Origin of the sequence: Halomonas sp. ISL-56, from assembly GCF_018612805.1 — a bacterium.
GTDB lineage: Bacteria > Pseudomonadota > Gammaproteobacteria > Pseudomonadales > Halomonadaceae > Vreelandella.
The window spans coordinates 30,530-47,665 of the sequence record NZ_JAGGRO010000028.1; the positions used below are offsets into that span (position 1 = coordinate 30,530).

16 protein-coding genes are annotated in these 17,136 nt (G+C 51.9%); 9 read left to right on the forward strand and 7 right to left on the reverse strand.

What is annotated here, in order from left to right:
- The first annotated feature begins 91 nt into the window (after positions 1-91).
- A complete protein-coding gene (locus J7J49_RS20395) occupies positions 92-1,639 on the forward strand; it encodes a class I SAM-dependent DNA methyltransferase (RefSeq protein ID WP_215095280.1) in 1,548 nt (515 codons plus the stop codon).
- A gap of 186 nt (positions 1,640-1,825) precedes the next feature.
- Here the strand turns inward: J7J49_RS20395 and J7J49_RS20400 are convergent, their stop codons facing one another.
- Both J7J49_RS20400 and J7J49_RS20405 read right to left on the reverse strand, forming a co-directional pair.
- Entirely contained in the window at positions 1,826-3,037 is a 1,212-nt protein-coding gene (locus J7J49_RS20400) for a helix-turn-helix domain-containing protein (RefSeq protein WP_215095281.1), read from the reverse strand.
- A gap of 1 nt (position 3,038) precedes the next feature.
- Positions 3,039-3,752, reverse strand: coding sequence for a hypothetical protein (locus J7J49_RS20405; protein WP_215095283.1), 714 nt, complete (start codon positions 3,750-3,752; stop codon positions 3,039-3,041).
- 216 nt (positions 3,753-3,968) lie between these two features.
- On the opposite strand from J7J49_RS20405, the gene J7J49_RS20410 reads away from it, so the two are divergent.
- Positions 3,969-4,334, forward strand: coding sequence for a helix-turn-helix domain-containing protein (locus J7J49_RS20410; protein WP_082906528.1), 366 nt, complete (start codon positions 3,969-3,971; stop codon positions 4,332-4,334).
- Between the two features lie 2 nt (positions 4,335-4,336).
- The gene (locus J7J49_RS20415) at positions 4,337-5,575 is read left to right on the forward strand and encodes a type II toxin-antitoxin system HipA family toxin (protein WP_215095286.1); all 1,239 of its coding nucleotides are present in this window, start codon (positions 4,337-4,339) and stop codon (positions 5,573-5,575) included.
- Between the two features lie 51 nt (positions 5,576-5,626).
- Here J7J49_RS20415 and J7J49_RS20420 read toward each other — a convergent pair whose 3' ends face one another.
- Entirely contained in the window at positions 5,627-6,514 is an 888-nt protein-coding gene (locus tag J7J49_RS20420) for a YicC/YloC family endoribonuclease (RefSeq protein WP_215095288.1), read from the reverse strand.
- Between the two features lie 161 nt (positions 6,515-6,675).
- Between J7J49_RS20420 and rph the strand changes: the two genes are divergently transcribed.
- Entirely contained in the window at positions 6,676-7,398 is a 723-nt protein-coding gene (gene rph, locus J7J49_RS20425) for a ribonuclease PH (RefSeq protein ID WP_205634119.1), read from the forward strand.
- 104 nt (positions 7,399-7,502) lie between these two features.
- On the opposite strand, the gene J7J49_RS20430 is transcribed toward rph, so the two are convergent.
- Positions 7,503-8,270, reverse strand: coding sequence for an exodeoxyribonuclease III (locus tag J7J49_RS20430; RefSeq protein ID WP_007112246.1), 768 nt, complete (start codon positions 8,268-8,270; stop codon positions 7,503-7,505).
- A 285-nt stretch (positions 8,271-8,555) separates the two neighbouring features.
- Between J7J49_RS20430 and pyrE the strand changes: the two genes are divergently transcribed.
- Complete coding sequence (gene pyrE, locus J7J49_RS20435; RefSeq protein WP_064232379.1) at positions 8,556-9,221, forward strand: orotate phosphoribosyltransferase; 666 nt, start codon at positions 8,556-8,558, stop codon at positions 9,219-9,221.
- Here pyrE and J7J49_RS20440 read toward each other — a convergent pair whose 3' ends face one another.
- Positions 9,222-9,692, reverse strand: a complete 471-nt coding sequence (locus J7J49_RS20440) for a tRNA (cytidine(34)-2'-O)-methyltransferase (RefSeq protein WP_064232380.1) — start codon at positions 9,690-9,692, stop codon at positions 9,222-9,224. It lies immediately after the preceding gene.
- Between the two features lie 96 nt (positions 9,693-9,788).
- On the opposite strand from J7J49_RS20440, the gene rep reads away from it, so the two are divergent.
- Positions 9,789-11,858, forward strand: coding sequence for a DNA helicase Rep (gene rep, locus J7J49_RS20445; RefSeq protein ID WP_215095290.1), 2,070 nt, complete (start codon positions 9,789-9,791; stop codon positions 11,856-11,858).
- A gap of 87 nt (positions 11,859-11,945) precedes the next feature.
- On the opposite strand, the gene J7J49_RS20450 is transcribed toward rep, so the two are convergent.
- Both J7J49_RS20450 and J7J49_RS20455 read right to left on the reverse strand, forming a co-directional pair.
- Positions 11,946-12,791, reverse strand: coding sequence for a c-type cytochrome (locus tag J7J49_RS20450; RefSeq protein ID WP_215095292.1), 846 nt, complete (start codon positions 12,789-12,791; stop codon positions 11,946-11,948).
- Between the two features lie 208 nt (positions 12,792-12,999).
- Positions 13,000-13,998, reverse strand: coding sequence for a GNAT family N-acetyltransferase (locus tag J7J49_RS20455; RefSeq protein WP_064232383.1), 999 nt, complete (start codon positions 13,996-13,998; stop codon positions 13,000-13,002).
- Between the two features lie 225 nt (positions 13,999-14,223).
- On the opposite strand from J7J49_RS20455, the gene J7J49_RS20460 reads away from it, so the two are divergent.
- The 3 genes from J7J49_RS20460 to J7J49_RS20470 all read left to right on the forward strand — a co-directional run bounded on the left by J7J49_RS20460 (position 14,224) and on the right by J7J49_RS20470 (position 17,018).
- Positions 14,224-14,904 (forward strand): response regulator transcription factor, encoded by a 681-nt coding sequence (locus J7J49_RS20460; protein WP_215095294.1) that lies wholly within the window; start codon positions 14,224-14,226, stop codon positions 14,902-14,904.
- Entirely contained in the window at positions 14,901-16,286 is a 1,386-nt protein-coding gene (locus J7J49_RS20465) for an ATP-binding protein (RefSeq protein ID WP_215095296.1), read from the forward strand. The genes J7J49_RS20460 and J7J49_RS20465 overlap by 4 nt, the downstream gene beginning before the upstream one ends.
- A 132-nt stretch (positions 16,287-16,418) precedes the next feature.
- Positions 16,419-17,018, forward strand: a complete 600-nt coding sequence (locus tag J7J49_RS20470; RefSeq protein ID WP_215095298.1) for a CBS domain-containing protein — start codon at positions 16,419-16,421, stop codon at positions 17,016-17,018.
- The last annotated feature ends 118 nt before the right edge of the window (positions 17,019-17,136 follow it).

Here is a 17,136-nt window from a genome sequence, read left to right on the forward strand (position 1 = left end):
GATGAGAATATTTTTTTCAATATTGGTATAATCCTTCATCTTTTAGATATTAGTAATATTTCACGAAATTAATCATAGTTTGGAAATTAAAATGAATGCCCCTGCTTTAGTACAAAAAGTTTGGAATTATTGTCATACCTTGCGTGATGACGGTGTTGGCTATGGTGACTACTTAGAGCAATTAACTTACCTATTGTTCTTAAAAATGGCCTATGAATTCTCGCAGCCTCCTTACTTGCGCGATACCAAAGTACCGAGCGACTACAGCTGGGATTCATTAACAGGCTTAACAGGTGAGGCATTAGAAAACCAGTACCGTCGAGTATTAAAAAAACTTGCGGATGCCCCGGGCATGCTAGGTGCTATTTTTTATAAGTCTGAAAACAAAATTCCTGATCCTGCTAAATTGTCGCGCATTGTCAAAATGATTGATGAAGAGAGCTGGATCAGCCTAGACGCCGATGCCAAAGGCGATCTTTACGAAGGCTTGTTACAAAAAAATGCCGAGGATACCAAAAGTGGTGCAGGCCAGTACTTTACTCCACGCCCACTCATTGATGCCATACTGGCTTGTGTGCGACCCGAAGCTAAAAAGACCATTATGGACCCAGCATGTGGTACGGGCGGTTTCTTTTTAAGTGCCAGTGACTGGATCACGTATGGTGATGCACAGTGGATTGAAAAAGGCATGAGCCACTGGAACCCATCTAAAGATAATAGCAGTACGGTTGCCAAACCCAAACTCAATAAAGCCCAATTAAAATTTTTACGTGATGACACTTTCTTCGGTAATGAAATCGTGCCATCAACTCGCCGCATGTGTTTAATGAACTTGTTTTTGCACAATATAGGTAGTATTGATGGCGAACCCAAAGTTAAACGCGCCGATGCCTTGCTTACGGCAATCAAGGGTGAAGACAAAGTCGATTACATATTAGCAAATCCGCCTTTTGGTAAAAAAAGCAGCATGACTATTACCAATGCGGAAGGTGGCGAAGACAAAGAGGCGCTAACCTATGAGCGTCAAGATTTTTGGGCCACCACCACGAATAAACAGCTTAACTTTTTGCAGCATATTGTCGCCAGCTTAAAAGATACAGGCAAAGCCGCAGTCGTATTACCTGATAATGTACTGTTTGAAGGCGGTGCGGGTGAGCGAATTCGCCGCAAGTGGTTAAACAACTGCGATGTGCACACTATTTTACGCTTACCAACAGGGATTTTTTATGCCAATGGTGTAAAAGCGAACGTGGTGTTTTTTGATAACGCGCCTCGTGATGAAAAAGTGCATACCAAAGGAATCTGGTTTTACGATTTAAGAACCAACAAGCACTTTACGCTAAAGCAACGCCCTATGATGTTGAGCGATCTCAAAGATTTTATTCAGTGCTACAATCCTGAAAACCGTCATGAACGCACAGAAACCGAGTACTTCAAGTACTATAGCTATGATAATTTAATTAATCGTGATAAAGCTAGCCTTGATGTTTTCTGGCTAAAGGATGACAGCTTGGACAATCTGGATAATTTACCTGCGCCAGATATTTTGCAACAAGAAATCATAGACCATTTAGAAGCTGCTCTAATAGCTTTTAGAGGCGTTGCAGTTGGTCTTTCTGATAGTGAATTTGAAAAATAGATTACTATAAAACCATGGTAAAGGGTAATATTAACTTATTATCGGAAACGTTTAATTAACACTTAATTAAGCTCTAGAACTTGATCACCAGCCAACTTAGATGTTTCTTTATAGCAAGTTGGCTGGTGCTGTTTATTTTATATCCAACCACTATAGTAATCATATAAGACATTTATATAGACCATGTTATTTCTCAAAAGGCAATATCTCCGCACAGGTTGTGCGCTTAGGCTTCACTGGACGACTCTTTAGCTTAATAGGTACCACATTATTATCAGCCTCAAGGTGTACACTCAGATAACCCGGACGTAAATTACACAGCATCTCAATCGTCTCTGGCGGCAAGCCAATCTGATGCACTAACTCAGTACGCTCAAAGATGTCGTTATCTACCAGAAGGTGGGCGCCGCGCATCATCAGCTTGGGTTGCTCGAAAGCCAAGGCATCATCGCCTGGCTCGCCTTTCGTCCATTTACGTGCCGAGCGCCCTTTCCACAGCCTTAGCTCTAACTGTTCAGTCAGCAGCGATAAATCACGGCAGCGCACAATCATTGATGCCACTGAGACTTTCCAGCGTGACTTAAGCGACAGCAGGTTATCCAGCGTTGGCCATACCACCTCTTGCGCAAAGCTCTCGGGCGGCATTAAGAATGCGCTGGCAAAGCGGTGTGCCTGCCCTTCTAACAGGTCATAAAGCTCTTTTTTAGCGTATTGCGCAGCCGGGATTTTGGAGTGCAGCACTATATGCCCAAGTTCGTGCGCGGCGTCAAAGCGGTTACGAATTGCATTCGCTTTGTCTTCAGCGATCAACACGTAGGGACGGCCATCCAAAACGGAGACATGGGAAACACCGTCCATTTTGACGTGCCCCAGGGTAGCGCGAGTGCAGATAATTCCCGCATTTTCCATTACTTGAATCACGTTGGGGATTGGGGCAGAACCCAACTTCCAAGCCTCTCGGCACTCTCTGGCGATGTCTTCAATTTCCTCGTCGCTGATCAAGCGGCAGTCGTCTGCATCCAGCATAGGCACATTGACTTCTGGCCACTCCATCGCATCTTGAAAGAAGTCAGAAACCTCTTGGAGCCATGCTAAATAGAGCTGTGATCTTTCACGTGCCTGCTTGTGAACAGAGGCTTGTGAACGGAAAAAATAAGGTCGTTGGCTTTCCTGAACAACGGGAGGAACAGGCTTCAAAAACCACATACGCGAAACGTGAAACACGTGGCAAAGGCGATCAAATGACTCGACCTCAGGTAGCTGGGTGCCTTTTTCCCAAGCCGAAACCGTACTGGAAGAGCGTCCTACTTGCTCTCCCAATTCTGCGAGGGTCAAATTTTGAGCCATACGCAGTTGGTTCAACCGCTGGCCTTGAAAGCCATCAACCCCTGTTCTCATGTCACTCGTTTCCACCTTCGCTTTGATCTCGCTTCTCTGCGCGACGCATCCTATCACGCAGGGTTGGATAGGCAATATCCTCTACTTCATCACCTGCTTCACTGTAGTACTGCCACAATTGACCTACATCCATATACAAATGAAACCCTGCACTAGGATCACTGTAGGGCACCGCGAGAGTCACAAAGATTGGGCTACTGTGATCACTTTCTGACCACTTTGTTGTATGAGGCAGCAATAACGCATGAAGAGCCTCTTGGCTGGGCCCTAAAGGGGAGGCGGAAGCCTTAAAAAGATCAGGATGTTGGTTCTCCAGCCTTTCGTTTTCCCTACTAAGATCGCGCCGGAATTTAGCATCTCGAATAGGGGGTGCCCTACCCATCGTAATAACACTAGTAGTGATTTGCATGGTACCGGCACGAATAAGTGCGTAATAGCCACCCGCGGGCTTAGTCGCTTGGTTACTCGCTTCGAACTTTTCATCTTTTGGCAGGCTCAGCAGTGCTTCCTGCACGGTGAAGTGATGGGACTGCGGCCCTGGCCCCGCTAGCGGCACATGCCTATAAGTCTCTTTGAGGTGGTTATCGCTCTTCTGAAAAGCCGCCTCTATACTTTCGAGCATTTGTTGTAAGCGATGGCTAGGTAGTTCCTGGCAAATAAAGCGGCACAGCTCTTCTTTGTTCAGCTCTTCTCTATTAAGTTCTGCTTGGTTCACGAGCGACTCCTGGGCAGGATGGCGATCCGGTAAAGCGGATTATAGACCCATATTTTCCTGTTATCCACGCAGCCCTATATTTTCGGCAGAGCCGGAACCGAAAAATCTTCGGTTGTTACAAAAGTAAGTTGCGCTATTCTGCCGTAAGGCACCTAGGCAACTGAATAAATTGAAACTATAATTTCAAAATTTACGTATTAATGAAGGTATAGCTTTATGCCATCTCGTTCAGCGGTTGTGTTCCCTAAGGATCTCAAGGTGTTAAAAACGCTGGGCGAAAACATCTTGCTAGCCATGAAGCGCCGTAAAATCACTCAAACCCAGCTATCAGAGCGCACAGGGCTTTCTATGCCGACGCTGCGCAATATTCTGCGTGGTGAGCCCAGCGTCTCAATGGGCCATTACCTAGTGGTGTTATCGTCGCTTGGCCTTGCTAGCGATTTAGCGAAAGTAGCATTAGATGATGAGTTTGGACGTAAACTGCAAGATATCGAGCTACTAAAAACGTCTCACAAGGCCTCTATTAAGTCGAAAAACGCTAGCTCTGTGGTTTATCGCCCTTCCACTGAAGGCAGGCGTTGATCATGAGTAAATCAATATGGGTCTATGCTGATTGGCTTGCTACGCAGCCACCTGAGCTAGTTGGAAGGCTAGAAGTCGACCTTGTTCGGGGCAGCGAAGTCTACCGCTTCGCCTACGCAAAGACATGGCTCGACTCTCCGCTTGCGGTGCAGATTGACCCTGAGTTGCAGCTGTTTGCGGGGGATCAGTTCAATAATGACGCGCGCAACTTCCGTGTGTTTCTTGATTCCTGCCCAGATAGATGGGGTCGCCTGCTCATGCAGCGGCGTGAAGCGGTTGTGGCTAGGCAAGAGGGTAGGCGTTTAGTAAACCTCAACGAATCCGACTATCTCTTGGGAGTACACGATACGTTTCGAATGGGTGGGCTGCGTTTTAAGTTGCAAGAAGACGGCCCTTTTCTCGATGACAACCAGCAGTTAGCTGCTCCGCCATTATCCAGCCTGAGAGAATTGGAGTTTGCGGTTAGCCAGATAGAGCTACAGCCCGACTTGGATAGTCCTGACTATCTAAAGTGGTTGTATATGCTGATTTCACCCGGCTCATCGTTAGGTGGGGCGAGACCAAAAGCCTGTGTCATGGATGGCGATGATCTTTGGCTAGCTAAATTTCCCAGCCGGTATGACGATTACGATATAGCCGCATGGGAATACTTGCTTTATCGCATGGCAGTAGATGCGGGCGTTGAAATGGCGCCTTGCCGACTTCAGCGGTTCAATAGTTCCCACCACACCTTTCTAACCCAACGCTTTGACCGTGTTGGTAGCTTACGTCGGCACTTTAGTTCAGCGATGACTCAGCTGGGTTATTACGATGGCGATGCAGGCGCGAGCTATCTTGAGCTCGCCCAGTTTCTTATCGAGCAAGGCGCCAATACTGAGCATGATCTGCACCAACTTTGGCGCAGAATGGTATTCAATATACTTGTCTCAAATGCTGATGATCATCTGCGCAACCATGGTTTCTTGTTGGCAGAAAATAATAGCGGCTGGCGACTGTCGCCCGCCTACGATATCAATATCTCCTTGGGGGCTGCAGGGCTGCATTTAAATATTGATGAACACTCCAATGCGCTGGATTTAGCGTTAGCGCTGGAAGTTTCACCCTATTTTCAGCTCTCACCAAGAGAGGCACGGCTAATTCTTGATCAACTCCAAAAAGTAACACGCCGTTGGCATCACTATGCCAATGAAATAGGTATCCATCGGCAAGAGCAGCAGCTAATTGCATCCGCGATTATTTGAAACTATATATGCAAAAAATAGCATATTTAGAAAATATAGTTTCAGCTTCTATCACTCAATATTCTGAATCTGCTCCCTCATCTGTTCGATCAGCACCTTAAGCTCCACCGCGCAGCGGGTCGTTTCAGCCACCACAGATTTTGACGACAGCGTATTGGCTTCCCTATTAAGCTCCTGCATTAGAAAGTCCAAACGGCGACCTTTGGGGCCTTTTTGAGCGAGCTGGTGGCTAACTTCTTCGATATGCGCTGTTAAGCGATCCAGCTCTTCGTCCACGTCGGCTTTTTGCGCGACCAATACCAGCTCGGCTTCCAGGCGTTGCGGATCGAGTTCGGTTTTGGCGATTTCTAAACGCTCCAGCAGTTGAGCGCGCTGGCGCTCTAAAATCTGCGGCAGCAGGCTGCGCACGGTGGTCACCTGCTCGCTTACGGCCGTTAGTCGGGTAGTGATCATCTCGGCGAGCTTTTCGCCTTCACGAGCGCGGGCGTCTATCAGCTCATTCAGCGCTTGGTCAAACAGTCCCTTGGCCGCGGCTTTAATGGCCTCTTGGTCAAGGTGTTGGGTTTCCATCACCCCAGGCTGATTGAGTAGCGCAAGCGTGGTGGGCGGCACAGCGCTGGGCACCTGCTGCTGTATGGCGCTTAGCGCATCCGCAATGGCGGCTAGGCGGGTGCTATTAACCGCGGGAGCTTGGGCGGTTTCGGCGCTCTCGGCGCTCTCAAAGCGCACGCTGCATTCGACTTTTCCCCGCGCTAAACGGGCTCGCAGGGCTTCACGCAAGATCGGCTCTAAGTCACGCAAGCTTTCATGAAGGCGAAAATGCGGCTCTAAATAGCGCTGGTTCACCGAGCGGATTTCCACCTGCAGAGTGCCGAAAGGGGCGGCCTGCTCGGTGCGGGCAAAGGCGGTCATGCTGTGTACGCGGCTGGAAGCGGCCATGATTTATCCTAATAAAGTAAATAGCAGTTCATATAGCATTGCGTCCAGTCTACCCGATAGGCCAATCAGCGCACGCCCAGACGTGTACAATGGAGGGCTTTTCCTAGTTACGTGTTTATTGAGAGGTACTATTTGTGAGCAGTGCTAAGCGTCCTGATGTTGTGCGTCCCAGCGGTCGCGAGGCCGATCAGTTGCGTGATATTCGCATAACCCGCGATTACACCCGCCATGCGGAAGGCTCGGTACTGGTGGAGTTTGGCGATACCAAGGTGCTGTGTAATGCCAGCGTAGAAGCCACGGTACCGCGTTGGCTGCGTGGCAAAAATCAGGGCTGGGTAACCGCTGAGTACGGCATGCTGCCCCGGGCGACGCACTCGCGTAGCAACCGCGAAGCGACCCAGGGCAAACAGGGTGGCCGCACGCTGGAAATTCAGCGTTTGATTGGCCGCAGCCTGCGCGCAGCGGTGAATTTGAAAAAGCTCGGTGAGTTCACCATTACCGTGGATTGCGATGTGATCCAGGCCGATGGCGGTACGCGAACAGCTGCGATTACCGGTGGCTGCGTGGCGTTGATGGATGCCATCCGCTATTTACAGCGCGAAAAGAAAATCAAAAGCGATCCTTTTAAGCAGCTGGTCAGCGCCATTTCTGTAGGCATTTATAAAGGCGTGCCGGTGCTGGATCTGGACTACCCGGAAGACAGCAAAGCCGATACCGATCTAAACGTGGTGATGACCGAAAGCGGCGAGCTGATCGAAGTACAGGGTACCGCCGAGGCAGGTGCGTTTACCCGCGCCGAGTTGAACGCGATGCTTGATCTGGCCGAAAAAGCCGGTGATGAGCTGCGCGAGAAGCAGCGCGAAGCGCTGGGAATTCGAGGCTAAACGCGAGCGAGCACCGCAACGCAACAAGCCGACCCAAGGGTCGGCTTGTTGCTTATTACCACTGCTGACAGACTGCGACGCGGGAAAAGTGCGTTGTCTAACGCTTAAAGCGCTAGGTCGTACTCAATGATTAGCGGCGCGAATTCGGAGAAAGTCGCATCGTAATCAATCCACGCGTCGACCACGTGGCGGCGGAAGTTGGGGCCGACTAATTGATAGTCGATCCGCCAGCCTTCCTGCCGCTCACGAGGCACGTCTTGGTCAAGCTTTGGCCACCAGGTATATTCACCTGCATCGCGATTAATTTCGCGGAAGGTGTCAATAAAGCCGGTGGGGCCAAGCACCTGATCCATCCAGGCGCGCTCTTCCGGGCGGAAGCCCGAAGTGAGCTGGTTGTCGGACCAGTTAGCCAAATCAACGGTTTTATGGGCAATATGCCAAGTTCCGCAGAGGATGTATTCGCGGCGTTTGCGCGACATCTTCGTCAGGTACTCTTGATACTGCTCCATAAACGCCTGTTTGGCTTTTTGGTCACTTCCATCAGGCATCAGGAAGGAGACGATACTGAAGCGTTCATAATCCGCCTGCAGAAAACGTCCTTCATGATCACACTGAGGAAACCCTAGGCCATACATAATCGCCTTGGGGATTTTGCGGCAATAGAGTGCCACACCGGAGAAACCATCCTCTTCGGCATCCAGGAAATAGCCTTCATAGCCTTCCGGATAGAGAATGTGATCACCCAGTTCAAAACTTTTTGCCTTGATGTTCTGCACGCAGACCACGTCGACATCCTGCTGAGCCAGCCAGTCCAGGAAGCCACGATCGACGGCATCACGAATACCATTGACATTGATGCTGGCAATTTTCATAAATCGTCCCTTTTGCGTCGCTGCTGTATGATACCCGACGTTTAGACGTTTGGGTAAAGGCAGCAGCTAAAACTTGCCATTTACCCTACTTTTATTGTTGCTTTCGTGCCGATTTAAACCTAAGGAGCCTCTGATTAATGTAATGAGCGCAGGCCAGACAAGGCAAAAATCAACGAAAAAGCGGAGTTTACGGGGTGTAAATGAGCATTTTGAGGCGATTTTTAACGCCGTATGGCCAAGCGTAATAGTTAATCAGAGGCTTCCTACCGCCTAGTGAGGAATACCGTGGCCACCACTCTACAACCCTACCAGCGCGATTTCATTGCCTTTGCCATTGAGCAAGGCGTGCTTAAGTTTGGCGAGTTTACCCTGAAATCTGGTCGCGTTAGCCCCTACTTTTTCAACGCCGGGCTGTTTCAAACCGGGCGAGCGCTGGCCAAGCTTGGGCGCTTTTACGCCCAGGCGATTGTCGATAGCGATTTAAACGCCGATGTACTGTTTGGCCCAGCGTATAAGGGCATTCCCCTGGCCGCAGTCACGGCGGCGGCTTTGGCCGACCATCATGACCGGGATATGCCTTACTCCTTCAATCGCAAAGAGGCCAAGACTCACGGCGAAGGCGGCAACATCGTCGGTGCACCACTCGCGGGCGATATTTTGATCATTGATGATGTGATTACCGCAGGCACCGCGATTCGCGAAGTGATGACGTTAATTGAGCAGAACGGTGCCCGCGCCGCGGGCGTAATTATCGCCCTAGATCGCCAGGAGCGCGGTCAGGGCGAGCAGAGCGCCATTCAGGAAGTGCAGGCCCAGTACGGTATGCCGGTGGTCAGTATCGTCACCTTAGAGCAAGTGCTCACTTACCTTGAAGAGCATGCCGGTAGCGAAATGCTTGCCTATGCCGAAGCGATCAGGGCGTATCGTGATCGCTACGGCATTGCTAACTGATTAGACCGAACCTGCGCCAGCGAAACCTTGCTGGCGCCACGCCTCGTAACTCACAATAGCCACGGCGTTGGAGAGGTTCAGACTACGGTTATTGGGCTGCATGGGCAGGCGCAGTTTGTGCTCGGCAGGGAGCGCTTCATGCACCTGGGGTGAAAGCCCGGCAGTTTCCGAACCGAACAGCAGCACATCGCCGGGGGCAAAGTCGGCATCGCTGTAGCTGCGCGTACCCTTGGTGGTGATCGCCCAGATGCGCCGCCCCTGCATCGCCGCTTGAAAGGCGCTAAAATTGGCGTGGCGAGTGACGTTATCAAGATCACGATAATCCAGCCCGGCGCGGCGCAGCTTTTTCTCTTCCAGGTCAAAGCCCAGCGGCTCAATCAGGTGTAACCGGCAGCCATTATTGGCCACCAAGCGCATAATATTGCCCGTATTGGGCGCCATGCGCGGTTCAAAAAGCGCTACTTCAAACATCGCCACCTGCCTATTGTTCGCCCATTATGCTTTTACTAAGCGCCGCCGATTGTAATCGAAATCGCCTAGCAACTCTCGCAGAGGATCACTGACGCCATGACGCCTGCAACGCCAAAAAGCATTCTTAGCCGTATTAAAGGGCTAAACCCGCGCCAGCAGGAAGCGGTGCGTTATATCGATGGCCCCTGCCTGGTGCTGGCGGGCGCAGGCTCCGGCAAAACCAGCGTAATCACCACCAAAATTGCCTATTTAGTTCAAGAATGTGGGATGAGCGCGCGTAAGATCGCTGCGGTAACGTTTACCAATAAAGCCGCCCGGGAGATGAAAGAGCGCGTGGGCCAGATGCTTCACGGCAAAGAGGGTCACGGGCTAACGGTCTCCACCTTCCACACCCTAGGGCTGAATATTATTCGCGGCGAGCTGAAAACTCTGGGTTACAAGCCGGGCTTTTCGCTGTTTGACCCGGAAGACGCCAAAGCGCTGCTGCGCGATTTGATGAACAAAGACGCCCAGGTAGATGCCGAGCAAATCAGCGCCGTGCAGAGCAAAATTTCCACCTGGAAGAATGATTTAGTGCTGCCCAGCGACGCGCTGTCGTTTGCCGCCGATGACGATGAGCACTTTGCCGCCCGGGTGTATGAAGCCTATGTACGCCACTTAAAAGCCTACAATGCGGTGGATTTTGATGATCTGATTCTGCTCCCGGTGGTACTGCTACAGCGCGACCCTGAAGCGCTGGAGCGCTGGCGGCGCAAAATTCACTATATGCTGGTGGATGAGTACCAAGACACCAACGTCTCCCAGTACCTGCTGGTGAAACTGCTCATGGCAGAGCGCTCCACCTTTACCGTGGTAGGCGACGATGACCAATCGATTTATTCCTGGCGCGGCGCCCGGCCTGAAAACCTGATTACCCTGGGTGAAGATTTCCCGCGCCTGAAAGTGATCAAACTGGAGCAGAACTACCGCTCGACCGGTACGATTTTGCGCGCGGCAAATACGCTCATCGCCAATAACCCTCATATTTATGACAAAACGCTTTGGTCTGATATGGGCGACGGCGCGCCGATTCGGGTAATTGTGAATCGCCATGAAGAGGCGGAGTCCGAGCGGGTTGCCAGCGAAATGCTTACCCGGCGCATCAAGGAAAAAGCCGAGTGGCGCGACTTTGCGGTGCTGTATCGCGGTAACTTCCAGGCCCGTTTGTTGGAGCTTAAGCTGCAGCACTACCAGATTCCTTACAAGCTCTCCGGCGGCACGTCATTTTTCTCGCGCAACGAGATTAAAGACGCCATGGCCTACCTGCGCCTGTTGATTAACCCCGCTGACGATAACGCTTTTTTACGTATTGTGAACGTGCCGCGCCGTGAAGTGGGCCCTGGAACGGTAGAGAAACTCGCCAACTACGCTACAGAGCGCTCCATTTCGCTGTTCGCTGCCTGCCATGAGCTTGGGTTAGAGCAGGTATTGCCGACACGAGCTACGGAGCGCTTAAGCCGCTTTACCCATTTCATCGATGGTGTGCGTAAGCGTATGGATCAAGGTGATGCGATTGCCGCCATTCGCGACATGCTGCGGGATATGGATTACGAGGCCTGGCTATACCAAAACGCCAGCGCGCCCACCGTTGCTGAACGACGTATGGCCAATGTGTGGATTCTCATTGATCAGTTGGAAAAATCGCTTAACCGCGAACCGGAAGAGGATACTGACTCCACCGATACGGAAACCGATGGTGTGGAAGCAGCGATTTCACGCTTGGTGCTGCGCGATATTCTGGAGCAGCAGGCGGAAGAGGATGACTCCGATCGCGTTCAACTGCTCACTATGCACGCCTCAAAAGGCCTCGAGTTCCCCCACGTTTATTTAATGGGGCTTGAGGAAGATTTGCTACCCCACCGCAACGCCATTGAGGTTGGCACCGTAGAAGAGGAGAGGCGCTTGGCCTATGTGGGCATCACCCGGGCACGGCGCACGCTAACCTTGACGCTTGCGCGCCAGCGTAAAGCCTACGGTGAACTGATGGACTGCCAACCGAGCCGCTTTTTAGACGAGCTGCCTGGGGAGGATTTAGAGTGGGAAGGTCGTGCAGATAAAGAGGATCCCGAGAAAAAACAGGCCCGTGGCAAAGACGCCATTGCGGGGCTGCGTTCGCTGCTTGGATAATAACAAGGAAAAACAATCCACAGGGCGACGAAAAAACACCCTGTGGATAAGATAGATACGCTACTTAAGTGGCATGCTTACCAGCGATTACTCAACTTCAGCCACCATGTAATCGACAATCGCCATCACTTCTTCATCAGACAGATTTGGGTTACCGCCTTTGGCTGGCATTGCACCAATGCCGTTGATGGCGCTGGCGTAGAGCTCATCAGCACCTTTTTCTAAACGCGCTGCCCAAGCTTCAGAATCGCCCAGCATAGGCGAACCCGCTACACCGGATGCGTGGCACGCTACACAGCCAGAGCTTGCGTACAGCGCTTCACCGTCTAAGCCGCTACCACCGCTCGCTTCTTCTGATGCTGCCGCGTCTTCTTCACTCGCCGCGTCGTCGCTGGCTACCGCTGTTTCTTCAGTTACTGCTTCATCTTCCGCAGCGGCGGTTTCTTCCACTGCACCTTCGTCAGCAGCCGCTTCTTCGCCACCGCCTAATTCAGGTACTTCCATGACCGGCTCAACCATGTAGGCAGTGGCTGCTTCCATCTCTTCATCAGAAAGGTTGGGATTGCCACCACGAGCGGGCATTGCGCCAATACCGTTAATCGAGTGCTCTAGCAACGTGGCAAAGCCTTGCTCAGTACGCTCGGCCCAGGCCGCTTCATCGCCACGGATAGGGGCACCCGCAGCACCGGATTCGTGGCAGGCGCTACACACATTGCCGTAAATGCCCTCTCCGTCGATATCACCGCCGCTGCTAGCGGCTGCCGCCGGTGCCGCCGCGGTGCCACAGTCTTGGCCTTGTAAACAGAGTTGCCCTACCGGCGCCAAACGCTCGGCAATCGCATCACGTGCGGCATCATCTTGGGCATAAACACTGGATGTGCCCGCCATGAAGCCGAGGGCCGCCAGCCCGCTCATGATCAGCTTAGCTTTCACTCTCACCACCTCTTGAGTATTGTCATCAAACGTTTGTTCTCAACCTCTGTCTTAACCGTTGCCTCAAACCCTATGCGCGGCAGCGCTAAAATCCACGATGCATCGCCGAGACGCCAAGACACGCTTATAGAACCAGTATAACGGCAACGCAAAGCACAAGAAAATGCTACTAAGCGCGCTTACGTGATCCATAGGTACTATCTACGCCTTATTTTGGCGCTTCGTCCTTCTCACCACCACCTTTCCACGCTAATAAACGTTGCTGTGCATAGCGCACAAAACCGGCCTGCTGGTAGAGCCGCTTAGCCGGTAAGTTAACCTCATCAACGCCCAGCACCATTTCCTGAACGCCGGCCTGTTGGGCAAGCTCCAGGGCTTTATTTAACAGCGAACGACCCAAGCCTCTGCCGCGCCAATCCGGTGTAAGTCCCATTAACATTAGCTCCCAGCGGCCAAGCGCCGGGCGCGGCGCAAGCAGTAACACGCCTACAACGGCACCTTGATAACCAACGGCGTACCAGTGCTGAGGCGCTTGGGGAACCTGCTGATAAAACCCAGCTAACAACTCTTTAACCGAGAGTACGTCGCGCAGAGGACGGCTATCCAGCGAATCCTGCCCTACTGCGGCCAATAGGCTCAGCTGATCCGCTTGAGAAAGCCCGCCAAATGGCTGCAGTGACAGCGGCACCGCTTCATTCATCGCTAAGCGGCGGTCACTGCTACCGGTTAAATACGCCAAGCAGACTAACCGCTGCATAGCGTGTTTAAGCAACAACCCTTCCGTGTCGGCGTCTTCGCAAGAAAGCTCCAGGTGACACAGGCGAATATTCTGCGTTTTCACCCACTGACGAGCCCTATCTAACAACAAATCGGCGGCCTCTCCCCCTGCTCTCGACACACCAGCTTTCGGTAACTCTGTCTTTGGTAACCCTGTCTTTGGTAACCCCGTCTTTGGCAGCCACAGCTGCGCCATGTTCATGGGCAGGCGTTGCACCCAGATAGCAGCCGTTAGCTGGCCCGCCTCAAGCGTTACCCATAGCCCTTCCCACTCGGCATCTGGCTGATTGTACATTGCCTTTACTGCAGCGCTCAGAGCGGCTTGAAGCTTAGGGTTATGGGCGGCAGCAAGCTGCAGCAGCGCCTCGCGTCGCTTATCGGGTGGGCAAGGCATTACCTTTGGGGTGCTTGAAGGATGCTGAGACGTCATGGCTGATCAATCAAATGTAGAGCTCCGAAGGAGTAATAAAGCGTGCTACGTTATTAGCCTACAATTTATAGCCTTATCCTGACTTCCTAAGCCTTTATACGCCACCCTTATCAGGGCTTATTTCATGTTTTCATGATGGCGATTATCTTGAAGAAATCGTCTTGAAGAAATCGTTTTGAAGGAATTGTTTTGAAGGAATCGTTCTGAAGGAGTAATCAACCCGCCATGCGTATATTGTTGGTAGAAGACGACCCAAGTTTAGCCTCGGGCATTCGCTTGGCGTTAAAGCCCGAGCACTTCACGGTGGATCACCTTAGCGATGGTATTACCGCTCTGGCTGCATTAAAGGAAGGCGAACCCTTTGACGTAGTCATTCTCGACCTGGGGCTGCCACGCATGGATGGCATGCAGGTACTCGAAGCCGTTCGGCGGCAAGGCAATCGCGTGCCTATTTTGGTGTTAACCGCCCGGGATGCTGTTGACGAACGCATCGCGGGGTTAGATGCGGGTGCCGATGATTATTTAACCAAGCCGTTTGAAGTCGCTGAATTAAAAGCCCGCCTCCGTGCCTTGTTGCGGCGTAGTAGTGATCAAGTCAACAGTGCCTTGGAGTGCCGTGGAATCCGCCTTGACCCTTTGACCATGCAGGTGAGTTATCAGGGGAAACTCGTGGCATTATCACGCCGCGAGCTCACCCTGCTGCAAGAGTTTATGAGCCACCCTGGGCGAGTATTCACCCGCGATACGCTAACGCGCTTGGTCTATGGCTGGGATGAAGACGTAGAAAGCAATGCCATTGAAGTCCATGTGCACCACCTACGGCGCAAATTTTTTCCTCACCTGATTCGCACGCTGCGCGGCATTGGTTACGTAATGGATAAAGCGGATAAGGATCAGCACCCATGACCTCTATTCGCCAACGCACACTTGGGCTAGCGCTGCTGGTGTTTGGCATTAGCATGCTGGTGATTGGCTTTATCAGCTATCGCTACGCTGCCCATGAAATTGAAGCGTTGTACGATGCCAGTCTTGAGCAAGACGCGCGTTTATTAGCAGGCCTACTGCAAGCCCCTCTGCCGGATGAGACACGCGGCGTGCTGCTCAGTAGTCTGGAAAATGCCCTTGGGGGTACGGCGAGGTCTGATCGCCGCTTTGCGGGATACCGTGCGGATAGTCAGTTGGGCTTCCAACTCTGGGAAGAGGGCCACCTCCTGCTACGCTCGGCCAATGCCCCCGAACCACCTCTGGAGAGTCTCCCCTCAGGCTTCATTAGTCGCTCTATTGATGAAGTCGAATGGCGCATTTATGTACTTGAAGTCACCCATTCCACTCAGCGAATTGTCGTTAGCGAGCGTGAGGACGTTCGCGGCGATATCATAAGAGCGGTTGCACTACGCACATTGATGCCCGACCTCATTGGCCTGCCACTACTGACCGCTCTGCTGTGGTGGTCTATCGGCTGGGGATTAGCACCGCTATCGCGCATGGCTGAGCAAATTCGCAGCCGTGATCCGCATAATTTGCAGCCCTTAACGCTTAGCCCCCTGCCTCATGAGTTAGACACTATCGCCGGAGCGCTTAATCGGCTGTTAAAGCGAATCCGCATAATGCGTGTGCGCGAAAAGCGCTTTATTGCCGATGCCGCCCATGAGCTACGCACGCCCTTAGCGGTTCTTGATCTACACGCTCAGAACGCCTTGACTGCCGATAACCTCGAAGATCGCCAAGAGGCACTCAACCACCTGCGCGGAGGCGTTGCACGAGCCACGCGTTTGGTCACCCAGCTATTAACGCTGGCTCGCCTGGAGCCTGAAGAGGAGTCCCAGCCCGAGTACCGTACTAGCCACTTGCTTAGTGAAGTGCGAGAAACCTTGGCCAAACTTTCGCCACTGGCCGCTGAACGCGAGCAGCAGCTGTTGATAAACGCGGATGAACAGGCGGATTGGTTAATGCTAGAAGAACCGGGCGCCATTGAAACTCTAGTACAGAATTTGGTCGGTAATGCCATCCAGCACTCGCCTAATCAAAGTGAGATCAGCATCTCTCTAGCGATGACATCACAAGGCTTCCAGTTAATGGTGGATGACCAGGGCCCAGGCATACCGATCAATGAACGCAAAAAAGTGGTTGAGCGTTTTCAGCGTGCTGGCCCCAGCGCAGGATCAGGGTTAGGACTTTCCATTGTTGAGCGACTGGTCACGCGTCACGGCGGATCCCTACAGCTTGATGACGCTCCTCGCGGGGGATTGCGCGTACGTATTTCTCTGCAGCGCCCGAAAGAGGAATAACACTTTCTTTGTGTACTAAGCGGCGTTTTATGACTCTCTTAAGATTGCGATAAGAATTGCGTGCAACTGTGGAGATGCATGGTGAGCCAGATACCAACGGCTCGCCCTTTTCTCCACATGGAGGTTCCCCTGATGAACCAAGTCACCTTTTCACATAAACCCTTAATTCAACTGAACTCAGCGCCACTACTCGCTATCCCAGCAGCGCGTCGGCTACTGCCCACCAGCCCTGCCATGACCGTGCTGACCGATTTTTCCCAAGTAGCGCCTCAATCGGTTGATGCCGATACCCCTATCGATGAGGCTCATCATAAGATGCGTTATAGCGGTGTTAGACTGCTATTCGTCATGGATCACCAAGCGCACTGTGTCGGCATTATTACCTCAAAAGAGATGATTGGCACCCGGCGTATTAATTTAGCCATGCAGCAGCGCAATCTCTCGCGTGAAGATATAACGGCGGAAATGATTATGACCCCGTGGCACAAGCTCAGCGCCATGCCCGTCGCCCAACTGGCCTCGCTGACAATTGAGGACTTGGTGATGTCGATGGAAGCGTTTACCGAGCAACACCTGTTAATCACCGAGCAAAATGATCACCATGAACTTAGAATTCGCGGCATTATTTCGGCCAGCGATATACAGAGTGCAGTGGATAAAGAGATTAACCCAGTGCCCAGAGCGAAGAGCTTCGCGGAGATTTGCCAGGTCATTACCGGCCACGACCTATAACACTTCATCGCTGACCGTTTTAAGTTAATCGCCTTTAACTGCCGGATGCATAAAGCAAAACGCCCTTCACCGATTCCTCGGTGAAGGGCGTTTTAGGTTTTAACGCACCTAACGCTGT

What these genes read in the sequence shown, in the direction of transcription:
- J7J49_RS20410 (WP_082906528.1), top strand. Translation starts at nt 3,969, where the DNA reads ATGCCATCTCGTTCAGCGGTTGTGTTCCCTAAGGATCTCAAGGTGTTA.
- J7J49_RS20470 (WP_215095298.1), top strand. Translation starts at nt 16,419, where the DNA reads ATGAACCAAGTCACCTTTTCACATAAACCCTTAATTCAACTGAACTCA.
- J7J49_RS20415 (WP_215095286.1), top strand. Translation starts at nt 4,337, where the DNA reads ATGAGTAAATCAATATGGGTCTATGCTGATTGGCTTGCTACGCAGCCA.
- J7J49_RS20400 (WP_215095281.1), bottom strand. Translation starts at nt 3,037, where the DNA reads ATGAGAACAGGGGTTGATGGCTTTCAAGGCCAGCGGTTGAACCAACTG.
- J7J49_RS20465 (WP_215095296.1), top strand. Translation starts at nt 14,901, where the DNA reads ATGACCTCTATTCGCCAACGCACACTTGGGCTAGCGCTGCTGGTGTTT.
- J7J49_RS20460 (WP_215095294.1), top strand. Translation starts at nt 14,224, where the DNA reads ATGCGTATATTGTTGGTAGAAGACGACCCAAGTTTAGCCTCGGGCATT.
- rep (WP_215095290.1), top strand. Translation starts at nt 9,789, where the DNA reads ATGACGCCTGCAACGCCAAAAAGCATTCTTAGCCGTATTAAAGGGCTA.
- J7J49_RS20430 (WP_007112246.1), bottom strand. Translation starts at nt 8,270, where the DNA reads ATGAAAATTGCCAGCATCAATGTCAATGGTATTCGTGATGCCGTCGAT.
- J7J49_RS20440 (WP_064232380.1), bottom strand. Translation starts at nt 9,692, where the DNA reads ATGTTTGAAGTAGCGCTTTTTGAACCGCGCATGGCGCCCAATACGGGC.
- J7J49_RS20395 (WP_215095280.1), top strand. Translation starts at nt 92, where the DNA reads ATGAATGCCCCTGCTTTAGTACAAAAAGTTTGGAATTATTGTCATACC.
- J7J49_RS20455 (WP_064232383.1), bottom strand. Translation starts at nt 13,998, where the DNA reads ATGACGTCTCAGCATCCTTCAAGCACCCCAAAGGTAATGCCTTGCCCA.
- J7J49_RS20420 (WP_215095288.1), bottom strand. Translation starts at nt 6,514, where the DNA reads ATGGCCGCTTCCAGCCGCGTACACAGCATGACCGCCTTTGCCCGCACC.